At 65.2% G+C, this 21686-nt stretch carries 25 protein-coding genes; 19 read left to right on the top strand and 6 right to left on the bottom strand.

The window, feature by feature from the left end; genetic code table 11:
• Positions 1-339 precede the first annotated feature (339 nt).
• Positions 340-765, bottom strand: coding sequence for a PaaI family thioesterase (locus D6M19_RS29560; RefSeq protein ID WP_123028843.1), 426 nt, complete (start codon positions 763-765; stop codon positions 340-342).
• A gap of 241 nt (positions 766-1006) precedes the next feature.
• Here D6M19_RS29560 and cysD point away from each other — a divergent pair, with 241 nt between their 5' ends.
• The 8 genes from cysD to D6M19_RS29520 all read left to right on the top strand — a co-directional run bounded on the left by cysD (position 1007) and on the right by D6M19_RS29520 (position 9145).
• On the top strand, positions 1007-1936 hold the full coding sequence (cysD, locus tag D6M19_RS29555; RefSeq protein ID WP_123028842.1) for a sulfate adenylyltransferase subunit CysD: 930 nt from the start codon (positions 1007-1009) through the stop codon (positions 1934-1936).
• Positions 1936-3780, top strand: a complete 1845-nt coding sequence (gene cysN, locus D6M19_RS29550) for a sulfate adenylyltransferase subunit CysN (protein WP_123028841.1) — start codon at positions 1936-1938, stop codon at positions 3778-3780. The genes cysD and cysN overlap by 1 nt, the downstream gene beginning before the upstream one ends.
• Positions 3777-4520, top strand: a complete 744-nt coding sequence (locus tag D6M19_RS29545; RefSeq protein ID WP_123028840.1) for a 3'(2'),5'-bisphosphate nucleotidase CysQ — start codon at positions 3777-3779, stop codon at positions 4518-4520. The genes cysN and D6M19_RS29545 overlap by 4 nt, the downstream gene beginning before the upstream one ends.
• 142 nt (positions 4521-4662) lie before the next feature.
• Positions 4663-5259: a TMEM175 family protein gene (locus tag D6M19_RS29540; RefSeq protein ID WP_123028854.1), complete on the top strand. Its 597-nt coding sequence runs from the start codon at positions 4663-4665 to the stop codon at positions 5257-5259.
• Positions 5260-5326: 67 nt separating this feature from the next.
• On the top strand, positions 5327-6691 hold the full coding sequence (locus D6M19_RS29535; protein WP_123028839.1) for a TetR/AcrR family transcriptional regulator: 1365 nt from the start codon (positions 5327-5329) through the stop codon (positions 6689-6691).
• Between the two features lie 223 nt (positions 6692-6914).
• Positions 6915-8414, top strand: coding sequence for a dihydrolipoyl dehydrogenase family protein (locus D6M19_RS29530; protein ID WP_123028838.1), 1500 nt, complete (start codon positions 6915-6917; stop codon positions 8412-8414).
• A 145-nt stretch (positions 8415-8559) separates the two neighbouring features.
• The gene (locus D6M19_RS29525) at positions 8560-8841 is read left to right on the top strand and encodes a hypothetical protein (protein WP_123028837.1); all 282 of its coding nucleotides are present in this window, start codon (positions 8560-8562) and stop codon (positions 8839-8841) included.
• A gap of 49 nt (positions 8842-8890) precedes the next feature.
• Positions 8891-9145, top strand: a complete 255-nt coding sequence (locus tag D6M19_RS29520) for a hypothetical protein (RefSeq protein ID WP_123028836.1) — start codon at positions 8891-8893, stop codon at positions 9143-9145.
• A gap of 43 nt (positions 9146-9188) precedes the next feature.
• Here D6M19_RS29520 and D6M19_RS29515 read toward each other — a convergent pair whose 3' ends face one another.
• Positions 9189-10058: an aldo/keto reductase gene (locus tag D6M19_RS29515; RefSeq protein WP_123028835.1), complete on the bottom strand. Its 870-nt coding sequence runs from the start codon at positions 10056-10058 to the stop codon at positions 9189-9191.
• A 204-nt stretch (positions 10059-10262) separates the two neighbouring features.
• On the opposite strand from D6M19_RS29515, the gene D6M19_RS29510 reads away from it, so the two are divergent.
• Positions 10263-11639: an NADP-dependent succinic semialdehyde dehydrogenase gene (locus D6M19_RS29510; protein ID WP_123028834.1), complete on the top strand. Its 1377-nt coding sequence runs from the start codon at positions 10263-10265 to the stop codon at positions 11637-11639.
• On the opposite strand, the gene D6M19_RS29505 is transcribed toward D6M19_RS29510, so the two are convergent.
• Entirely contained in the window at positions 11640-12584 is a 945-nt protein-coding gene (locus tag D6M19_RS29505; protein WP_123028833.1) for a LysR family transcriptional regulator, read from the bottom strand. It lies immediately after the preceding gene.
• 161 nt (positions 12585-12745) lie between these two features.
• Between D6M19_RS29505 and D6M19_RS29500 the strand changes: the two genes are divergently transcribed.
• Genes D6M19_RS29500 through D6M19_RS29480 form a run of 5 tightly spaced genes read left to right on the top strand, consistent with a single transcriptional unit; the run spans position 12746 to position 16415 of the window.
• Positions 12746-13153 (top strand): hypothetical protein, encoded by a 408-nt coding sequence (locus D6M19_RS29500; RefSeq protein ID WP_123028832.1) that lies wholly within the window; start codon positions 12746-12748, stop codon positions 13151-13153.
• A gap of 27 nt (positions 13154-13180) precedes the next feature.
• Positions 13181-14047, top strand: a complete 867-nt coding sequence (locus tag D6M19_RS29495) for an alpha/beta fold hydrolase (protein ID WP_123028831.1) — start codon at positions 13181-13183, stop codon at positions 14045-14047.
• 39 nt (positions 14048-14086) lie between these two features.
• A complete protein-coding gene (locus tag D6M19_RS29490; RefSeq protein ID WP_206428671.1) occupies positions 14087-15085 on the top strand; it encodes an AraC family transcriptional regulator in 999 nt (332 codons plus the stop codon).
• A gap of 54 nt (positions 15086-15139) precedes the next feature.
• Positions 15140-15739: a cysteine hydrolase family protein gene (locus tag D6M19_RS29485; protein ID WP_123028830.1), complete on the top strand. Its 600-nt coding sequence runs from the start codon at positions 15140-15142 to the stop codon at positions 15737-15739.
• 16 nt (positions 15740-15755) lie between these two features.
• Complete coding sequence (locus D6M19_RS29480; RefSeq protein WP_123028829.1) at positions 15756-16415, top strand: pyridoxamine 5'-phosphate oxidase family protein; 660 nt, start codon at positions 15756-15758, stop codon at positions 16413-16415.
• Here the strand turns inward: D6M19_RS29480 and D6M19_RS29475 are convergent.
• Positions 16404-17231, bottom strand: coding sequence for a nitrilase-related carbon-nitrogen hydrolase (locus tag D6M19_RS29475; protein WP_123028828.1), 828 nt, complete (start codon positions 17229-17231; stop codon positions 16404-16406). The genes D6M19_RS29480 and D6M19_RS29475 overlap by 12 nt on opposite strands.
• Before the next feature lie 60 nt (positions 17232-17291).
• On the opposite strand from D6M19_RS29475, the gene D6M19_RS29470 reads away from it, so the two are divergent.
• Positions 17292-17795, top strand: coding sequence for an Rrf2 family transcriptional regulator (locus tag D6M19_RS29470; RefSeq protein WP_123028852.1), 504 nt, complete (start codon positions 17292-17294; stop codon positions 17793-17795).
• On the opposite strand, the gene D6M19_RS29465 is transcribed toward D6M19_RS29470, so the two are convergent.
• The gene (locus D6M19_RS29465; RefSeq protein WP_123028827.1) at positions 17792-18409 is read right to left on the bottom strand and encodes a TetR/AcrR family transcriptional regulator; all 618 of its coding nucleotides are present in this window, start codon (positions 18407-18409) and stop codon (positions 17792-17794) included. The two genes, D6M19_RS29470 and D6M19_RS29465, sit on opposite strands and share 4 nt — an antisense overlap.
• Before the next feature lie 74 nt (positions 18410-18483).
• Between D6M19_RS29465 and D6M19_RS29460 the strand changes: the two genes are divergently transcribed.
• Positions 18484-19386 carry an alpha/beta hydrolase gene (locus D6M19_RS29460; RefSeq protein WP_123028826.1) on the top strand — a complete coding sequence of 301 codons (903 nt, stop codon included), beginning with the start codon at positions 18484-18486 and terminating at the stop codon, positions 19384-19386.
• On the top strand, positions 19373-20029 hold the full coding sequence (locus D6M19_RS29455; RefSeq protein ID WP_123028825.1) for a maleylpyruvate isomerase family mycothiol-dependent enzyme: 657 nt from the start codon (positions 19373-19375) through the stop codon (positions 20027-20029). Before D6M19_RS29460 ends, D6M19_RS29455 begins: the two co-directional genes overlap by 14 nt.
• Here D6M19_RS29455 and D6M19_RS29450 read toward each other — a convergent pair.
• On the bottom strand, positions 20001-20390 hold the full coding sequence (locus tag D6M19_RS29450; RefSeq protein WP_123028851.1) for a VOC family protein: 390 nt from the start codon (positions 20388-20390) through the stop codon (positions 20001-20003). The two genes, D6M19_RS29455 and D6M19_RS29450, sit on opposite strands and share 29 nt — an antisense overlap.
• A 9-nt stretch (positions 20391-20399) precedes the next feature.
• On the opposite strand from D6M19_RS29450, the gene D6M19_RS35150 reads away from it, so the two are divergent.
• The gene (locus D6M19_RS35150) at positions 20400-20522 is read left to right on the top strand and encodes a hypothetical protein (RefSeq protein ID WP_268812345.1); all 123 of its coding nucleotides are present in this window, start codon (positions 20400-20402) and stop codon (positions 20520-20522) included.
• Between the two features lie 25 nt (positions 20523-20547).
• Complete coding sequence (locus tag D6M19_RS29445; protein ID WP_123028850.1) at positions 20548-21567, top strand: nitronate monooxygenase; 1020 nt, start codon at positions 20548-20550, stop codon at positions 21565-21567.
• Positions 21568-21686: the final 119 nt, after the last annotated feature.

Here is a 21686-nt window from a genome sequence, read left to right as displayed (position 1 = left end):
GTGTATATGAGACAGTGGCAACGGTGCTGCGATGCAGGTGTTGGACGGCGGATCGAACACGGTGCCCTGCCCGCATTCGACCGCATTACTGACCGCGGGGAAGCCGATTGTCACCAATGCAAGCGGCGCCACCGCGGCGGCAGTGGTGATTGCGAAACGATGAATGAAGGCGGTCATCGGACGCCCCCTCGGCTCTTCCCCAACCCTGCTTAGCCTGGATGATACGACCGGCAGGACACCGGTTTGTCCGTAATTGACAATTGCGAAATTTCCCGTTTTTTGTTTGCCGGCGGCCCGCATAGGTCGGGCACCGCCGGACCGTGGCGGCCAACGCCTGGCTCATCCCACTTTGTAGGTGGCGATCGCCTTTGCGACCGCTTCGCCGTCGGGCGTGATGACGTCGACGTCGCAGCTGACCAATGTCTTGCCGCGCCGCAATACCCGCCCCACGCCGATGAGGTCGGTGGACCGTGCAGGCGCGAGGAACTGCATCGCCAGCGACGTGGTGACACCGCGAAGCGAATCGGGTACCTCGGCGTTCGCCCAGGCGGCGGCCATCACCGTCATATCGGCAAGTGAGGCGATCGCACCGCCGTGCACCATGTCGGCGAGCGTGACGTTGGTCGGATCGAACGGCATCCGAAGCCGGACCTCGTCACCGTCGAGCACCTCTGCGACGATGCCTAGTTTCGCCGCGAACGGGGAGGCGGGGATGAATTGCGCCATGACTTCGGCGCCGGACTGCGCACCACCTGGAAGGGACATACCCATGGAGTGTCATCGATGGCTCGATTCGTTTCAATTACCTCCGAGGTAACCGCCTTCCCGCAAGCTGGGGCCACCCACCCGCACCGCGAGCGTGCGTGTCTGCACCCGACACGCCGAGGGTTTCTGGCATTCTGCGCACGCTCAGGAGCATCGAGCTTTGACATCGCAGGCGGGAGCTGGTTCTATAACAGGTTATAGGTGTAAATCTGGTCAATTCTACCAACTTAATGAGGAATCGATGACGACCGCGCAAGAGTCGAAACAGGTCGCCGGGCGCTACGAGCTGAGCCACCTGCGGGCCCTCGAGGCCGAGGCGATCCACATCATCCGCGAGGTGGCCGCCGAATTCGAGCGGCCCGTCCTGCTGTTTTCCGGCGGCAAGGACTCCATCGTCATGCTGCATCTGGCGCTCAAGGCGTTTGCGCCAGGACGGCTGCCATTCCCGGTCATGCATGTCGACACCGGGCACAACTTCGACGAGGTCCTCGAGACCCGCGATGAACTCGTCGAGCAGGCCGGTGTGCGGCTGGTCGTCGCCAAGGTGCAGGACGACATCGACGCGGGCCGCGTGGTCGAGATGATCCCGTCGCGCAACCCGCTTCAGACCGTCACGCTGTTGCGTGCCATCCGCGAGAACAAGTTCGACGCGGCCTTCGGCGGTGCGCGGCGCGACGAGGAGAAGGCGCGGGCCAAGGAGCGGGTGTTCAGCTTCCGCGACGAGTTCGGCCAGTGGGACCCCAAGGCACAACGGCCCGAGCTGTGGAATCTGTACAACGGCCGCCACCACAAAGGCGAGCACATTCGGGTGTTCCCGCTGTCGAACTGGACAGAGTTCGACATCTGGTCCTACATCGGCGCCGAGAAGATCAAACTGCCGTCGATCTATTACGCCCACCGCCGCAAGGTGTTCGAGCGCGACGGGATGCTGCTGGCCGTGCACAAGTACCTGCAGCCGCGCAAGGACGAAGAGGTCGTCGAGAAGACAGTGCGATTCCGCACCGTCGGCGACGTCACGTGCACCGGCTGCGTGGAGTCTCTTGCGGGCACGGTGTCCGAAGTGATCGCCGAGACGGCGGTGTCACGGCTCACCGAGCGCGGCGCCACCCGCGCCGACGACCGGATCTCTGAGGCAGGCATGGAAGACCGCAAGCGCGAGGGGTATTTCTGATGACCACACTTCTTCGTCTGGCCACCGCCGGATCGGTCGACGACGGCAAGTCCACGCTCATCGGCCGCCTGCTGTTTGACTCCAAGGCCGTCATGGAGGACCAGCTGGCCTCGGTGGAGCGCACCTCAAAGGAGCGCGGACACGACTACACCGACCTGGCGCTGGTCACCGACGGCCTGCGCGCCGAACGGGAGCAGGGCATCACGATCGATGTCGCGTACCGCTACTTCGCCACTCCCAAGCGGAAATTCATCATCGCCGATACGCCCGGCCACATCCAGTACACCCGCAACATGGTCACCGGCACCTCAACCGCCCAGTTGGCGATCGTGCTGGTCGACGCCCGCCACGGCCTGCTCGAGCAGTCGCGACGGCATGCGTTTCTCGCGTCGTTGCTTGGCATCCGGCACATCGTGCTTGCCGTCAACAAGATGGACCTCATCGATTGGGACCGCGAACAGTTCGAGAAGATCCGCGATGACTTCCACGAGTTCGCGGCGCGTCTCGACGTCCACGATGTGACGACGATTCCGCTGTCGGCCCTGCAGGGCGACAACGTCGTCACCAAGTCCGACAAGACCCCCTGGTATGACGGGCCCGCACTGCTGTCGCACCTCGAAGAGGTCTACATCGCGGGCGACCGCAACCTGGTCGACGTGCGGTTCCCGGTCCAGTATGTGATCCGGCCGCAGACCCACGACCACGCCGACCATCGCAGCTATGCGGGCACCGTCGCCAGCGGCGTCATGCGTCCCGGCGACGAGATCGTTGTCCTCCCCACCGGCAAGACGAGCCGCATCACCGCGATCGAGGGGCCGAGCGGACCCATCCAGGAAGCGTTCCCGCCGATGGCAGTTTCGGTCAGCCTCGCCGACGACATCGACATCTCCCGCGGTGACCTGATCGCGCGGCCCAACAACCAGCCTCGCGTCACCCAAGAGTTCGACGCCACGGTGTGCTGGATGGCCGACGAGGCGTCGCTGGAGCCGGGCCGCGACTACATCATCAAGCACACGACGCGCACCACCCGCGCCAGGGTGACCGCGCTCGACTACCGGCTCGACGTCAACACCCTGCACCGGGACAAAACGGCCACTGCACTCAAACTCAATGAGCTGGGTCGCATTTCGTTGCGCACACAGGTGCCGCTGCTGCTCGACGAGTACAGCCGCAACGCGGCCACCGGTTCGTTCATCCTGATCGATCCGAACACCAACGGCACCGTTGCGGCGGGCATGATCCTGCCGTACGTCACGGCGCGTCAGGCCAGCCCGAACACTGTCCGGCACGAATCGCTGTGCACCACCGATGACCGGCTGACCAAGGGCCGCACGGTGTGGTTCACCGGTCTCTCGGGATCAGGCAAGTCGTCGGTGGCGATGCTCGTCGAACAGAAACTGCTCGAAAAGGGCACCCCGGCATACGTTCTCGACGGCGACAACCTTCGGCACGGCCTCAACGCCGACCTGGGCTTCTCGATGGCCGATCGCGCAGAGAATCAGCGCAGGCTTGCCCACATCGCCGCGATCCTCGCCGACTCCGGGCAGACGGTGCTGGTGCCTGCGATCAGCCCTCTCGAAGAGCACCGTGCGCTGGCACGGAAAGTGACCAACGACAGCGGGCTCGAGTTCTTCGAGGTGTTCTGCGACACCCCGCTCGAGGACTGCGAACGCCGCGACCCGAAGGGTTTGTACGCCAAGGCGCGGGCAGGCGAGATCACGCACTTCACCGGGATCGACAGCCCATACCAGCGGCCGAAGAATCCCGATCTGCGACTCACCCCGGAGCGTTCGCCCGAAGAGCTCGCCGCCCTCGTCGTCGAGCTACTGGAAAGCCGCCCGTGACCGATCGCAGCGACGACGAGGTCGCCGCGCGACTGGCCACCGAGGCAGGCGAACTACTCCTCGGTGTCCGTGAGGAACTTGCCGAAGCCAGTGCGGCCGAGCGAAAGGCGGCGGGGGACAAGCGGTCCCACGACTTCCTGATGGAGGCTCTGACATCTGTGCGGCCCGATGACGCGGTGTTGTCAGAAGAGGGCGCCGACAATCCCATCCGGTTGCGCACCGAGCGGGTGTGGATCGTCGATCCGCTCGACGGCACGCGCGAGTTCTCCGAACTCGGTCGTGACGACTGGGCAGTGCACGTCGCGCTCTGGTGTAACGGCGAACTCGTGGCGGGTGCGGTGGCGCTGCCGGCACAGGGGATCACGCTCGCCACGCCCGACGTCGCAGCCCCTCCGCCTGCGCCTGCCAAGCCACGGATTGTGGTGTCAAGGACGCGCCCGCCGGCCGTCGCGTTGGAGGTTCGGGACGCGCTCGATGGTGTGCTCGTCGAAATGGGCTCGGCTGGAGCGAAAGTCGCATCCGTCGTGCAAGGGCTGTCCGACGTCTATGTGCACGCCGGTGGCCAGTACGAGTGGGATTCCGCGGCACCGGTCGCGGTTGCGCGGGCGGCCGGGCTGCACACATCGCGGATCGACGGTTCGCCGCTGGAATACAACCGGCCCGACCCGTTGCTGCCCGATCTGATCGTGTGCCGACCCGAGCTTGCCGAGTCGGTGCTGAAGGTCACCGCGGGCAGATAGCGTCCAGGGTCCACTGCACAAGGAAGCTCTCGCCGCCGACGATCCAACGCACTAATATGGGTTCTGTAGCCCAATACTGGGTCGATCCCTGGCACCTGAAAGGCCGAAACTCGTGGCGGTGCAACGACCGCGTCCGGAACGGGTGAGCCTGTTCTCCGACGGTGTGTTTGCTGTGATCATCACGATTCTGGTGCTCGAACTCAAACCACCGCACGCTGACACCTTCGAGTCGCTTGTGCCTTTGTGGCCGACGGCGTTGAGCTATGCGGTCAGTTATCTGTTCATCGCGATCGTATGGGTCAACCATCACCATCTATTCAGCTACGCCGAGGCGGCCACCCCACGGCTGGTGTGGGCGAACTTTGTGCATCTGTTCTCGGTGTCGCTGATTCCCTTCAGTACGGAGTGGATCGCCGACAGCCGGCTGGCTTCAGCGCCGGTGGTTCTCTACGCCGCAATCTTTGTGCTGGTCAATGCGACTTATCTCGCGCTTTGCTGGGAGGCCGTCGATCAGCCCTCTCATGAAGGCGTGTCGCGGCGGATGCGGCGGATGCTTCGGATGCGTTCCTTTGTCACGATCGCGGTCTTTGTTGCCGCGGCGTTAGTCGCTGTCTGGTGGCCCGTCGCCGCCATCGGTTTGATCTGTCTTTGCCTAGTCGCATATACGCGTCCCGACATCCCTGGTACTCGACAGGCCGATCCGGAAAGGCTCCCGGTCGACCGGCCGACCGGAGAATGAGGCCCCGCGATCCAACACTGGGTTGTTCGTCCCATATTCTGGGAGGACGGCGTATCGTTTCTGGCAAATGGCAGCCGCTGCAGAACCTCCTGATGTACAGGGACTTACCGCCAAGGGACGTGCCACCCGCGAGCGCATCCTGCGCTCCGCCGCACAGGTATTACTCTCACAGGGGCTCTCCGGATTCAACCTGGAAAGGGTGCGGACGCAGGCCGCGGTCAGCGGGTCACAGCTAACCCATTACTTCGCCGATAAGCCGGCGTTGATCCGGGCAGTTCTTGATCGCCAGATCGAGGTGGTGATGGACTTTCATCGCCAGCCGGCGCTTGGCGGCTTGCACACGTTCGATGACTTCGAGCGTTGGATCGACCTGAACATGCGATATCTGCGCAAGATCGGCTACACCAAGACTCCGACATATCACACGCTGGCCGGCCAACTCGTCAAATCCGACGATGCGACCCGTCAGACTCTCGCCGACGGTTACTGGCGTTGGGTCGACCTGCTCGAGCAGGCGTTGCAGCGGATGAAAGACACTGGCGTACTGCTGACTTCGGCCGATCCACGTCACTTGGCGCTGGTGGTCGTCGGCGGACACCAGGGTGCGGGCACACTGACCTTTGCCTACCGCCAGGAATGGCCACTCGCTGACGCGACCCGATTCGTGGTCAACTACCTGAGGATTTTCGCCGCCGATCCGGCTGAACGGATAGCGCGTAAACCGCGTCGAACCCGCGCTCGGCGCACGCGCGACTCCGGACCGCCCATCCCAGAATCTGGGCGACGATTCACTCGCAAGGGCCTGGCGACGCGGGCGCGCATCGTCCGAAAGGCCGCCGACCTGATGTTCAAGCGCGGGGTCGGCGGAACCAGCCTCGAAGATGTGCGCACCACTGTGAACGTGAGCGGGTCACAGCTTTCGCACTATTTCGTGGACAAGCGCGACCTCACGCGCCAAGTCATCGCGTTGCGTGTCAACGACGTCGTGGACCGTCACACCAGGCCGCAGTTCGGTCACCTCGACAACCTGCAGGCACTACGGGCATGGGCTGACGCCTGCATCGCCGACGCTCCTGCGGTGTACCTGCGTGGAGGATGCGTCTACGGTTCGCTCGTCGGCGAGCTTCTCGAAGCCGACGAAGGCATCCTCGATGACCTGGCTGCCGGATATGACCGATGGCTACAGCTATTCCGTGACGGACTGGCGGCGATGCGCGGTCGCGGCGATCTCGTCGAGGATGCCGACCTGCGGCACCTCGCCACCGCGCTGCTGGTTGCACATCAGGGCGGCGCCATGCTCTCTCATGCGACTGGCACGGCAGAACCGTTGGTCGCCTTGGTCAACGCGGCGGTCGACTACGTCGCCGCGTTTCGCCCGGCACGCAGCGGGCGGGCCTCCCGGTCGATGCCCAAGGCGCCGAACAAACGGTAGGCCACCGTAAAGGGATTTCGCACCGGATTCACAGCTGCATTACAGCGCAAGCCCTGGACAAGTCTGGGTCATAGGACCCAGAATACTGGGTTAGGCCACCCAATAGCGCAACCGAACAACGCGTCGAGTGGTCGCGCAGGATCGCGGCCAATACGGCATCGGCGTAGGTGCTGCCACATTCATGGGTCGCCGTAGGCCGCTCTACGGAAGGGACTCACTGACTATGACCACGCCATCCGATGACCAGGTACCGCAGGATTCCGACTTTGGCCGAGATGCATACGACGTCATTGTGCTAGGTGCCGGCCCCGTCGGGCAGACTGTCGCCGCCCGCGCTCGATCGGCAGGCCTTTCAGCGGCCTTGGTCGAACGCGAACTCGTCGGCGGCGAATGTTCGTACTGGGGTTGCGTTCCGAGCAAGGCTCTGCTCCGTCCTGTGCTGGCCGTCGCCGATGCCCGCCGTGTCGACGGGGCGCGTGAGGCGGTCGGCGAGCAGATCAACGTCGCCGCCGTGTTCGGTCGCAGGGACCGCTACGTGACGGGTTGGAACGACGGCGGGCAGGCTGCAACGATGGCCGACATCGGCGTCGATCTCATCCGCGGCCACGCCCGCTTGGATGGGCCACGTCGCGTTGTCATCTCCACGGTCGACGACCGACACCGAATCATCAGTGCCAACCAGGCGGTGGCGGTATGTACCGGCAGTACCGCAGCACTGCCGGACGTTCCCGGTATCGACGAGGCGATGCCGTGGACCAATCGCAGGGCCACCGACACCAGCCTGCTCCCACCGCGCCTGGCCGTTGTGGGAGCCGGGGGAGTGGGAGTCGAGATGGCAACGGCGTGGCAGGGGCTCGGTTCGCAGGTGACGTTGTTGGCGCGCACCCCCGGCCTACTGCCCAAAATGGAACCGTTCGTCGGTGAGTTCGTCACCGGTGGCCTGCGGGATTCCGGAGTCGATGTGCGGACGAATGTCGCTGTCACCCAACTAAAAAGACAACAACGGGGCGGCCCCGTGAGTATCACACTCGATAGTGGTGAGCAGCTTTGCGTCGACGAGATTCTCTTTGCCACCGGCCGAATCCCCAACACCACCGACATCGGTTTGGAGACGGTGGGTTTGACGCCGGGATCGTGGCTCGATGTCGACGAGACCTGTTTGGTTGCGGGTGTCGACGGGGCCTGGCTGTACGCACTCGGCGACGCCAACCACCGCGCTTTGCTCACACATCAGGGCAAATACCAAGCACGCATTGCCGGAAGCGCGATCGAGGCTCGCGCGTCGGGCGCCGTCCTCGACACCGCGCCGTGGGGCACGCACGTCGCGACCGCAGACACGTACGCCGTGCCTCAGGCGTTCTTCAGCGATCCCGAAGCGGGTTCGGTCGGGATGACCGCGGAGGTCGCCGGGCAGCGTGGCTATCGCGTCAAGGCTGTGGACGTCAATATCGGTGAATCAGTGCCTGGTTCAAACCTGTTCGCCGACGGCTATGTCGGGCAGGCTCGTCTCGTCGTGGATCTCGACAGGGAGGTGTTACTGGGCGCCTCGTTCGCCGGACCAGGGGTTGCGGAACTGTTGCACTCGGCGACAATCGCGGTCGCGGCAGAGGTGCCCATTCGACGGCTATGGCATGCTGTGCCGTGCTTTCCCACGATCAGTGAAGTGTGGCTGCGCCTGCTTGAGGCCTACCGGGACCAAGTCGAAGCCGAAGGCAGACTGTGAGACGCCTGCGGGCGGACTTCGGATTGCCTACGAGTTCACTGGCTTACGTTGTGTGTCACATAAGTGGCTCCCTAGTGTGGGTTGTGTAACCCAGAAGATGAACCGATGACAACCGCGGTTACCAGACAACGACAGGATCTGGAACATGAGCTCGAAACCGTTCAGGCGTCGCTTGGTAGCAGTTGTAGGCGGTGGGGCACTGATCGCAATGGGCGCATTCCTAGCGGGATGCGGCAATAACGGCGAGCAGACGCCTTCCACGACAACCACTACCACGACAACCACCACGACGCCGCCGTCATCGAGCGCGGCGCCGCCGTCGCCGACCGAGAAGGGTATCAACCCCACCGGCGGCAACCTGTTCACACCTGAAATCAAGGCGCCGCCAGCACCCACCGAGCCTCCCGGCGTGCACCGAAACAATTGACACGAAGAGGACATGAATTGTGTTTACCGGCAGAATTAGTCGTCTTCGGATGGTCGTCGTCACCGGCTCCGCGCTGATCGCGATCGGTGCTTTCGCCAGCGCGTGCGGAAACAACGGGGGGCAGACGCCCTCGACAACGACAACGACAACGACGACAGCGCCGTCATCGAGTGCGGCGCCGCCGTCGCCGACGGAGAAGGGCATCAGCCCCACCGGCGGCAACCTGTTCACACCCGGCAACACGGCGAGCCCGGCACCGAACGTGCCGCCGGGTCAGCATCCGGGGATCAACGGCGTACCGTAGGTCGCTCACCGGCGGAGCATCGCGAGTTTCCCGGGCAGCGGTATCAGGCGGCTGCGTCGCTGATTGCGGCGAATTCGGCCTCGGTGAGCGTGATTTCGGCGGCGGCGATGTTGGATTCCAAATGGCTGACCTGAGACGTACCCGGTATCGGCAGCATCACCGGTGACCGCTTCAGCAGCCAGGCCAGGGCCAGTTGAGACGGCGTGGCGTCGTGGTCGACGGCCAGTTGGTGCAGCGGGCCGTCAGCGGCGGCCAACGGACCGGCCGCAAGCGGAAACCATGGGATGAATGCGATCCCTTGGGCCTGCGCCTCGTTGAGGACGTCTTCGGCGGAGCGGTCGGCCAGGTTGTAGAGGTTCTGGACGGACACGATGGGCGTGATCTGCTGCGCGGCCTTGAGCTCATCGACCCCCACTTCCGAAAGGCCGATGTGTCGGATCTTGCCCTCATCCCTCATCGTGACAAGCTCACCGACTTGGTCTTCGAGCGGGAAGTTCGGGTCCACCCTGTGCAGCTGCAACAGGTCGATGCGCTCGAGACCCAGCCGACGCAGGCTCATCTCCACCTCTTGGCGCAGATAACTGGGATTGCCCAACGGGACCCAGACATCCGGCCCGGTCCGCAGCAGTCCCGCCTTTGTGGCGATCAGCACGTCCTCGGCGTAGGGATGGAGCGCCTCGCGGATGAGTTCCTCCGCCACATACGGGCCGTAGGAGTCTGCGGTGTCGATGAACGTGACACCCAACGCGACTGCGCGGCGCAGTACGCGGATCGACTCGTCGTGGTCGTCGGGCGGTCCCCAGATCCCCTTACCGGTCAGCCGCATCGTGCCGAACCCCAGCCGTCTCACGCTGAGATCGCCGATGTCGACCGTGCCCGATGCGACCGCGCCCGCTGTTGTGGATTCCGTCATCGTTGCTCCCCGGATTAAGTGATGTTGCATATTTCCCTTATGTCATCAGGCGTTCCGCCGTTCGGGTATCGCAATCCGACTTCATCTGTGCCCATACCGATTCTGATCCGGCGACGATGCCGCGATCCAATCCCGCGACGTCGCAAAGCAACTGAATTCAAGCGGTGACAGGCACCGGCAGGCAGGCGGTCGTACGGTCACCGCATGGCTATCGCTACCGTAAGCCCCCTCACCGGTGAGGTCCTCAAGACGTTCGACGAACTCACATCCGAGGAACTCGAAGACAGACTCGCGCGAGCGGCCGCCGCCGCGGACTCCTACCGGCTGACAACCGTCGAGCAGCGCACGCAGTGGCTCGACAAGGCGGCTGAACGTCTGGAGCGCGCGGCGGACTCGGTCGCCGAGCTGATCACCACGGAGATGGGCAAAACCTTTCGCGCGGCGCAGGAAGAAGTGGCCAAGTGTGTTCGCGGGCTTCGCTACTACGCCGCCGAAGGGCCAGGATTCCTGCGCACCGAACCCGGAGATGGTGCAAGCGTCGGCGCCAAGCAGACGTTCGTGAGCTACCAGCCCATCGGCGTGGTGCTCGCGGTGATGCCGTGGAATCTGCCGCTCTGGCAGGCCATGCGGTTCGCCGCCCCCGCGCTGACCGCCGGGAACGTCGGGATCCTCAAGCACGCATCCAACGTTCCGCAGACTGCGCTCTACATGGAGCAGCTATTCCGGGACGCGGGCTTCCCTGACGACGTTTTCCAGACCCTCCTGATCTCCTCGGGCAGGGTCGAGCAAGTGCTGCGCGACGAACGGGTCAAAGCCGCGACGCTGACCGGCAGCGAACCCGCGGGGCGATCCGTCGCGGCGATCGCCGGTGAAGAAATCAAGAAGGTGGTCCTCGAACTCGGCGGTTCAGACCCGTTCATCGTCATGCCGTCGGCCGACCTGGAGCGGGCCACGGACGTCGCCGTCAGGGCGCGGACCCTCAACAACGGACAGTCGTGCATCAACGGCAAGCGGTTCTTCGCCCACTCCGATATCTACGACGCGTTCCTCGAGATGTTCGTCGCGAAGATGGGGGAGTTGGTCGTCGGCGACCCGATGGACGAGAAGACCGACGTCGGCCCCCTGGCCACCGAATCCGGTCGAGCCGACGTCGAAAGCTATGTCGACGACGCCCTCGGCAAGGGGGCGACGGCGCATGTGGGAGGCAAGCGGCCCGACGGACCCGGCTGGTTCTACCCGCCGACCGTGCTGACCGACGTCACCCCCGAGATGAACATGTACCACGAGGAAGTCTTCGGTCCGGTGGCGCAGGTCTGGCCCGTCGCGTCGCTCGCGGAAGCCCTCGAACTCGCCAACGGCCATCCCTACGGCTTGGGTTCGAACCTGTGGAGCGAAGACTCGGCCGAGCGGGAGCTGTTCATCCGCGACGTGCAGTCGGGTATGGCGTTCATCAACGGAAACACGACGAGCTACCCCGAGATCCCCTTCGGTGGGGTGAAGCTCAGCGGTTACGGCCGAGAACTCTCCGACCTCGGGATGCGCGAGTTCATGAATGCCAAGACCGTCTGGATCGGCGATTGACTACAGGCTGACTGTGGACGCGAGCGGGGACAGCGTCTCTGGCACTGCGCCAAGCGAGGCAACGATCCGCGCGGTGGTGACGAAATCCCGAACCAGTTGCGAGTCGACATCGTTGCGCCACGCGATCGAAAGCGATGTCGGGGGGATGTCGGTGACGGGGACGAACGCGAGTCCCGGTCTGCTGTAATACCTTTGCGTCGACGCTTGTGAGAACGCCACCCCGCGTTGAGACAGGATAGCCTCGAAACACTCGTCCACCGTGGACACTTCGGCGCCGAGCCGAACCGGCTCGCCCTGACGGGAGTCGGTGGCCAGCCAGAAGTTGCGCCATTCCTCCGGCGCCTTGCGCGCCACGAAGAATTCGTCCGTCACGTGTTGGACGCTGACTTCCGACTGCCCCGCCAGTGGCGAACTCGAAGACACGACAAGCACTCTGGGCTCGACGAACAGCGTCTCCAGCCCCAACCAGTCCCTGACGACCAGAGGCGGCCGCACGAACGCGACGTCGGCGGATCCGTCAGCCAGTCCCACGTAGGGGTCGGTGAAATCGAAGCCCTGCATGTGCACCTGGACACCGGGGAACTGCGCCTGAAATGCGCTGAGGATCTGCGGCGTCAGCTCCGCGGCGGCGTTGGCCTGGAAGCCGACCACGAGCTTGCGCCTGCCGGATCCGTACGCGGCCGCGCGAGTCAGCCCAACGATCCGTTCGGCATCGCTGAGCAGTCGTCTGCTCTCCTCGAGTAGCACCTCGCCGGCCTGGGTCAGCTCGACATGCCGGCTGTCGCGCAGGAACAGCACCGCACCGAGCGTGTGCTCGAGCTTGCGGATCTGCACCGACAGCGACGGCTGGGCGATGTGCAGCCGGGCCGCCGCCCGACCGAAATGCAACTCCTCCGCGACGGCGACGAAGTACGTCAGAAGTCGCAGGTCGAGCTGGGGCAACATCGCTCGATAATAGTTGACCAGGGTCTTTGTGACTATTAGCCAATAACTATCGATTCGATGGCTGACAGGTATTGGACGGTGGGCGGCGACGGCGGGTGTGATCGACACCGTGGCGAGGCTCACAAGTCGCACACCATCCCCACCGATTCGAAGGAAGCCAGATGACAGTCACCACCAACACGCCGACGCCCGTCGCTTGGGCCGAGTCATTCGCCGAGGCGACCAACCAGGATCCAGAAATCCAGGCCCACGGCAAGTACTTCACGTGCTCCTACCTGCTCGACATGACCGACCACAGCTTCATCGTCCAAATGATCGGCGGCAAAGTCGTCGATGTCGCCGTCGATCCAGGCCCGCTGGATGTGCCCTATCAGTTCGCCATCCGAGCGGGCGCCGAGACGTGGCGCAACTTCGGAGTCCCCACCCCCGCGCCGATGTACCACGGCATCTGGGCTGCGAGCTTCCAGCGTGACATGACGCTCGAAGGCGACCTGCTGGTCCTGATGCAGAACCTGCGTTGCGTCACCCGTCAAATCGAACTGCTGCGTGTCGTCGGCGCCCCCGTCTGATTTTCCCAATACTCGAAAGGTCAACTCATGGGCAAGATTTCACCCGTCACCGGGCACTATGTCGACGTCGAGGTCGACGGACTCGTTTACAAGGTCTTCTATCTCGAGAACGGCACCGGCCAGCCACTCGTCTGCCAGCACACCGCGGGGTGTCACAACCACCAGTGGCGTGGGCTGCTCGAAGATGACGAGATCACCAACGACTACCGCGTCATCGCCTATGACCTACCCCGGCACGGGAAGTCGGATCCACCTGAGAACGCGCAGTGGTGGACCGAGGAGTACAAGCTGACGGCCGACCACTACGTGCACTTCATCGTTGCGCTGTGCGACGCGCTGGAACTCGAGAGCCCGATCTTCATGGGCTCCTCGTTCGGCGGCAACGTCGCTCTCCAACTGGCGTTGCGGCACCCGGACCGATTCGCCGGGGTCGTCCCGGTTGAGGGTGCCGACTACTCCCCGGGCTTCTACCTGGACTGGTGGCAGCACCCGCATGCGAATGCGGCTCAGGTATGCGCCAGTGGGGTGTGGGATCTGATGGCGCCGCAGTCCCCCGAAGCCGACCGCTGGAAGACGTGGTTCTACTACAGCCAGGGCTCCGAAGCGTTCAAGGGAGACCTGCACTTCTATTCGGTCGACCACGACATGCGCGACAAGCTCGGTGAGATCGACGGCGAGCGGTGTCCGGTGGTGATGCTGACCGGCGACTATGACTACCTCACCACCCCCGAGGACAGTGCCAGAACCGCCGCGAAGATCAGCAACGCCGGGTTAATCGAGATGAAGCAGATCGGGCACTTCCCGATGAGCGAGAACCACGCCGTCTTCCGCGGCTACCTGCTGCAGGCGCTGGACATCCTGCGCAAGCGGGCGCGAAGCGAGGTCATGAGCTAACTGCGCAGCACGGATCGATCCGCACCCCAAAATGGTTGGGTGCGGATCGAATCCCGCCTGCAACACCGAAAGGAGGTGATGGCGGTGACGGCCTCGGAACCCGTCGAGCGCTACACCGAAGCCGATGAACTTGTTGCCGAGTTGGCAATGCGCACACCACATGTCGGGGCCAACACCGGGCTGTGGCCGGGCTTGACGATCTACCGATACACGGAGCCCCGAGAACAGGCGTGGGACGGGATCTCAGGCGTGTCGATCGGAATCGTCGCACAGGGGCGAAAAGCGGTGATGGACAACGGCAGGCGCTTTGTCTACGACCAGTTCAACTATCTGGTGGTGTCCAGCCTCCAGCGAATCCAGGGCGAGGTGCTGGAAGCATCACCACATCAACCGTGTCTGTGCCTTGTGTTGCAGATCGAGCCCGCGGCGGTGCGGGCGGTCTTCACCGAAATGCGGGAGGTGCACCCGGCGCTCGCTGCGGCCCGGGCCGCAGCGGACAGTGACGACGCCTGCTTTGTGTCGGCGCTCGACGCCGAGTTGACCAGCGCGGTGTTGCGATTCCTTCGGTCGTTGTCGGACACGGCCGATCGGCGCGTGCTCGCGCCGCTATATCTCCGAGAATTGGTGTACCGGGTGCTGCAGGGCGCGCAGTTCGCGCGGATGCTTCGTTACGCCGCCCGCCACGAGGAGGCCATATTCATTTCGGCGGCGCTGACCTACATCAAGGCGCACCTCGCCGAACCTCTCACCGTCGCCGACCTGGCCGCGCAGGTCAGCCTCAGTACTTCAGCGTTCACGCGCACATTCCGGGACACGACCGGCCGTTCGCCGTATCAGTTCGTCAAAGAGCTGCGCCTGGACAGGGCGCGCGAGCTGCTGATCGAACAGCGACTCGGTGTGGCTGACGTGGCAAGTGCGGTCGGATACACCAGCACGTCGCACTTCATCAAGGAGTTCCGTGGCCGCTTCGGTGCCACCCCCCGCAGCTATGCCGACGCTCAGTCGTTGGGCCGCGCGCTGCGGGCGGTGCGCTCGTGACCTCCCGCGTGGATCGACACCCCGGCGGCGGCCTGACCGCATACGCTCGGCGGCATGTCAGAACCCCAGACCCTGCGAGCGATGGCCGAACTGCCCTTGGTTCCGGCACGCCTGGCGCAGTCGACGCTCATCATGATCGACTGCCAGAACACCTACACCCGAGGGGTGATGGAGCTCGACGGGGTGCAGGCCGCGCTCGACGAGGCCGCTTCGCTGCTGGACCGGGCCCGGTCCGCAGGCATCCCGATCATCCACATCCAGCACTCCGATGGTCCCGGCTCGCTCTACGACATCGACGGCGACAGCGGCGCGATCGTCGACCGTGTCGCCCCGCGCGAAGGTGAGCCGGTGGTGGTGAAGAACTACCCGAACTCGTTCGTGCAGACGGATCTTGACGAGCGTCTCAAGGCCGCGAGCGCGTCGAATCTGGTCCTCGCCGGTTTCATGACGCACATGTGCGTGAACTCGACCGCGCGAGGGGCGTTCAATCTCGGATACGCGCCGACGGTGGTGGCCGCGGCGACCGCCACCCGGACATTGCCGGGCGTCGATGGCGAGCCCGTGGCCGCGTCGGTGCTGCACACCGCGAGCCTGGCTGCCATCGCCGACCTGTTCGCCGTCGTCGTACCCGACGCCGCGGAAATCCCGGACTGAGCGGGCGGCTATCCATATGACCACGCCCTCGACCCGGGTCAGCAGGCTCAACGAAAAGCAGAGCACAGCGCGCGGCCAACTCGACGAACTGCTCGACAGCACACCGCTGGCAACGGTGGCGCTGGTGCGCGACGGCCATCCGGTGATCTTCCCGACCGGCTTCGCCAGGGTCGACGACGAACTCGTCATCCACGGCTCGACCGGCTCTCCGTGGATGCGTGCACTTGCAGACGGCGCGCCAGCGGCGGTCGCGGTCACCGGACTGGATGGAATCGTGGTGGCGCGCAGCGGATTCGAGTCCTCGTTCCGCTACCGCAGCGCCGTCGTCTTCGGAGTCTTCGAACGGGTGCCCGAAGCCGACAAGGTGCGCTACCTCGACCGGCTGACCGAGGCGTTCATCCCTGGCCGGACGGCCGAACTGCGCGCCAGCACCCGCAAGGAACTCGCGGCGACACTGCCGCTGCGCCTGGCCATCGGCGCGGACAACTGGTCGTTGAAGATCAGCGCCGGCTGGCCGGAGGATCCGGACGAGGACATCGCGGGCGACGCGTGGGCCGGTGTCGTCCCGATGTCGGTCGCCTACGGCCCGCCGCAGCCCGCGCCCGACCTAAGATCGGGCATCCCGTTGCCCGAGTCGGTGCGTTCGATCACCGATACGCCGCCGTCAGTCCAATAACGCGGTGCGACGGTAGAGATCCGTGCGGCGGTCGCCGTGCACGTCGTTGTACGAATTGATGCGCTTGACCCGCGACTCGGCCAGGTCGATATCGGCGGTGATCACGCCCGCCGTGCCGAATTCGGCGACGACCATCGGATAACCGTCGGCGTCGGCGATCACGCTGCCGCCGATCCAGACCTGACCGCGTTCGGTGCCGACGCGGTCGCACACCGCGATGGGCATCCGGTTCATCCCGGCACCCGCCAGCGCGCGCACCATCTCGGTCGGACGTTCTCCTTCCGGCCGGGGCAGCAGCGGCCAGTTCACCGGGGCGCACAACAGGTCGGCGCCGGAAAGCGCAACGGCGCGAACCCATTCCGGGAACTCGACGTCATAACAGATCATCACACCGATGCGACCGTGGTCGGTGTCCACAACCATGGGTAGGTCATCGCCACGGTCGAACACGGCGTTCTCGCTGTCCCACAGGTGCGCCTTGCGGTAAACGCCGCGCAGTCCGGTCGGGTCGACGACGGCCGCGCTGTTGTAGACCGCGTCACCCGCCGCCTCGGGGAAACCGCCGATGATGGTGAGCCCGAACGCCTCGGCGAGGTTGGCCCACTCGGCGATGGCTGGGCCGTCGCAGGTTTCGGCCAACGAGGACAGCTCGGCACGGTCGGCGAAGACATAACCCGACGACGCCAGCTCGGGCATCACGACGATCTGCGCGCCGTCGCGCGCCGCCGCCTCGATCGCAGACCTGCACGTGGTGCGGTTTCCCGCGGTATCGCCGATGGACAGCGGAACCTGGGCGCATGCGACGCGGGTGGTCATGTGTCGATGGTGATGCACGCCCGTCCGGTTTGCACCCATGACGATGGCAGAATTCAGCGCATGCGGATGTCGGCCAAGGCGGAGTACGCCGTGCGGGCGATGGTCCAATTGGCCTCAGCCGACGAAGGCGCGGTCGTCAAGACCGACGATCTGGCCAAGGCGCAGGGCATTCCACCGCAGTTTCTTGTCGACATCCTTTCGGATCTACGCACCGACCGGCTGGTCCGCAGCCGCCGTGGTCGCGACGGCGGCTACGAGCTCGCCCGGCCCGCCGCCGAAATCAGCATCGCCGACGTGCTCCGCTGCATCGACGGCCCGCTGGCCAGCGTGCGTGACATCGGCCTTGGTGATCTGCCCTATTCGGGACCGACGGCTGCGCTGACTGATGTCTGGCGTGCGCTGCGGGCCAGCATGCGCTCGGTGCTGGAGGAGACCAGCCTGGCCGACGTGTCGAGCGGGGACCTGCCGTCACACGTCGCCACATTCGCCGACGACTACAGGGGCCAGGAGCAGGAGCGGGGCCACCGGAAGGCCGGCGACATCGGACCGCGCACGGTCGGCTAGCGGCGCCCGCGGGTCGGGCATCGAGCGGCGACGCCGTCCAGCAGCATTCGCAGGCCGCGGTCGAAGTCCTCTTCCACCGACGTTTCGACGGCGACCGCCGACAACGCCTCGACGTGGGGGTGGTCGGCACCGGCGACCGACCCGATACGGGCGGCGACCATCGGGCCTGCCAAGTCTGCCTGTGCTGCACCGGTCACCAAGCCGAGCAGCGCGTGAAACGCGGCAAGACGGTCGCGGTCCTCCAGGCCGGCGCGGCTCAATGCCCCGATCAGGGCCTCGGCCGCCGCGAAGCCCGTCGACGAGGCCATTCGGCGGGTCAGCACAAGGGGGATGGCCGCGGGGTGCGCACGGATGCCCTGCCACATCGCGCTGGCGATGGCATAGGCATCCTGCTGCCAGTCGTCGGTCGGCTCGGGTAGCCGCACGTCGGTGACGATCGCGGCCACCACCAGCTCTTCCAGCCCCTCCTTGCCTGCGACGTAGTTGTAGAGCGTCATCGGTCCGGTGCCCAGCGACGCCGCCAGCGATCGCATGCTCAATGCGCTGACGCCGGAGTCGTCGACGATGCGCAGTGCAGCGGCAGCGATTTCATCAGTGGTGAACCGAGCCCGCATCCCACTCCCTTGACAAGTACGGCGTACGTGGACGAGTGTAGCTATACGTACACCGTACCTATGAGGAGATTGACATGCCGCTGACCATTCCGACCCACCGAGTCGACTTTCACACCGGGGGCGTCCGATGTGCCGGTTGGCTCACGCTGCCTGCGGGGCCGGGGCCCCATCCCGCCATCGTGCTGGTGCACGGCTTCGGCGCGACGCACGAAATGATGCTGCCGCAGTACGAGCAGCACTTCGCCGCCGCGGGCATCGCCACCCTCGCGTTCGATTACCGCAATACCGGAGAATCCGACGGCCAACCGCGGCAACATATTTCGCTGCGACGCCAGCGTGCCGATGTTGAGGCGGCGCTGAACTTCCTCAAGGCGCGGCCCGATATCGACGCGGGCCGTGTCGGGCTGTGGGGAACCAGCCTCGGTGGGATGAATGTGCTGCGAGTAGCCGCTACCCGGCACGACGTGAGCGTCGCGGTCGTTCAGTGCCCGATGGTGCACGGGCCTGCGGCGGTCCGCACGATTGGCGCAGCGCAGGCGCTTCGGCTCGCACCGCTCATCGCCGAGGACGCGTTGCGTGCGTCGGTGCGCCGAGGGCGGCGGTATGTGCCGATCGTCGGGCCGCCCGGCAGCACGGCGGTCGTCACGGCGGAGGGGGCCGCGGAAGGATGGAATTCGACCGTTCCACCGGGAGGGCACTTCGACAACCGCGTCGCCGCCGCTGACGCGGTCGGCCTTGTGGTGACTTCAGCGCTGCGGTGCGCGCACAACGTCGGCGCGCCTCTGCTGGTGTGCGTCTGCGACCGCGAGAACCTCATGGACCCCAAATACGTTGAGCTGGTGGCCCGGCGGGCACCGAGAGGCGAAGCCCGCCACTACGACTCCGACCACTTCGAGATCTACCATCCGCCAGTGGTCGAGCAGGCGCTAACCGACCAAACCGCCTTTCTGCGGGAGCACCTCAATGTCGGTGCGTGACGTTATGCGCGAAAGCGACGAGAGATTCCGCGGCGTCGCATGCGGCTTCAGCGCCGACGACTGGTCGAGTCCGAGCCTGTGTGAGCGCTGGACCAACCATCAGGTGCTCGCCCACCTGGTTGTCGGGATCAGCGCGCCACTGCACTCCGTAGGGGGCGCAGTGCTTCGCCACCGCGGGACGTTCGACGACGCGAATGCCGAGATGGCGACGGCGCTGGCCGCGGCGCGTCCACCGGCTGAGCTGCTCGATGATTTCGAGCGGTTGAGCCGAGAACCGCGGGGAATTGGGCGCTACTTCCCGCCGCGACTGCTCCTGGGCGATCACGTCACACATGAACTCGACATGCTTTTCGCCCTTGACGTAGAGCCACAGATCCCGTCGGAGGTTCTGGTCGCGGTGCTGAACACTCAAGTGGCTGTGCCGAATCCGTTCGTTCCCGCGTTCGGCAACGCCAGGGGGTTGCGGCTGCGGGCGACCGACACCGCGTGGCGCCATGGTGAGCGGGGGCCGGTGGTCGACGGTCGCGCCGCCGAACTCGTGTCGGTGCTCGGCAACCGGCGCAAGGTGCTGCCACGTCTGGGCGGAGATGGTGTCGCCGTACTCGAGGCGCGGCTCAGCCTCCCGACCCGTACGGGCGGGTGAGGATTTCCAGGTAGTGGCCGGCCGGGTCCTGGAAGTAGACCCCGCGGCCACCGTCGTTGTGGTTGATTTCGCCCGGCCGGCTGCCCCGCGGATCCGCCCAGTGCTGCATGCCGCGGTCGCGGATCTTGCCGTAGATCGAGTCGAACTCGTCCTCGGAGACCAGAAACGCGTAGTGCTGCGGGTGGATCTCCTGCCCGCCGGGCACCTCCGCGTAGTCGAGGCTGACGTCGTTGGCGACAGCGACAACCAGGAAATGCCCGAACGGTTCCGGATCCGGCAGGTCGAACAGCTCGGTCAGAAAGGTCGCCGACTCCAATTTGTCCTTCGCGCCGACGATGGTGTGATTCAACTTGACGCTCATGTAGCGCCAGTGAACCACTACAAGCGACTGACGACATATGTGCTGGTGAAACCGTCCCATGAACCGCTCGCAGCCATCGCTTTCGGAGAACATGCCGCCGTCGTGCAGTCCGACTACGCGTGGTACGAATGAGCCATTGAGCCGATGGGAGGCAATGATGCCGAACGGGTTTGACCTACGAGGCCTCGCGGTTCCGGTGATCGTCGCGCCGATGGCCGGTGGTCCGTCGACACCCGAGCTCGCTGCCGCGGGCACCGATGCCGGCGGCCTAGGTTTCGTCGCGGCCGGCTATCTGAGCGCCGACGCTCTCGCGGAGCGGATCGCCGCCGCCCGACAGCTGACGTCCGGTCCGCTAGGTGTCAACCTGTTCGCTCCACAACCCAGCGCGGCGACTCGGGAGGCGATCGACAAGTACGCCGCCGCGCTGGCCCCAGATGTGCAGCGATACGGGGCCGAACTGGGCAAGCCCGTCTACAACGACGACGCCTGGGAGGCCAAGATCGAGGTTCTGCTCGACCTGCGGCCCGAGGTGGCGTCGTTCACCTTCGGGCTGCCGAGTGTCGAGGAGTGCAAGCGGCTGCGCGATGCGGGCATCGCCACGGTCGGCACGGTGACCTCGGTTTACGAGGCGGAGGCCGCGACGAACTGCGGTGTCGACGCCATCGCAGTGCAGGGCCCGTCGGCCGGCGGGCACCGCGGCACGTTCGACCCCGTCGCAGAGCCCAACTCGCAACCGCTGTCCGAATTGCTCGCCGCCGCGGTGGCCCGGGTCAGTGTCCCTGTCGTCGCCGCCGGTGGTCTGGTCACCGCCGACGACGTCGAGCGCGTAATCGAGGCAGGGGCGGTCGCGGCACAGCTCGGCACGGCGTTCCTGCTCGCAGACGAAGCGGGCAGCAGTCCGGTACACCGCGCAGCGCTGCAAGACCCAAAGTTCACCGAAACCGTTGTGACGAAGTCTTTTTCCGGTCGATATGCGCGGGGACTCCATAACCGCTTCATCGACGAACACGAGGCGCAGGCGCCGTTCGGATACCCCGAGGTCCATTATCTGACCGGGCCGCTGCGGGCGGGTGCGGTGCGCGCAGGCGACCCGCACGGCACGAATGTGTGGGCGGGCACCGGTTTCAAGTCGATCAGATCGGGGTCGGTCGCGGAGATCATGGCCACCTTGGCCTGACGCTTTGCCTCACCCTCTAACCGCTTATAAATCCTTTTGCTGTCGCACCGAGTGCACGATTGTTTGCGTTTCCTATGAGCATCTGGAATGCGCGCGGAATCCGATTAGCGTGGATGGTG

It is taken from the genome of Mycolicibacterium stellerae (assembly GCF_003719305.1).
In the GTDB taxonomy this organism is placed as follows: Bacteria; Actinomycetota; Actinomycetes; order Mycobacteriales; family Mycobacteriaceae; genus Mycobacterium; species Mycobacterium stellerae.
This window is presented reverse-complemented; position numbering and strand designations above follow the sequence as displayed.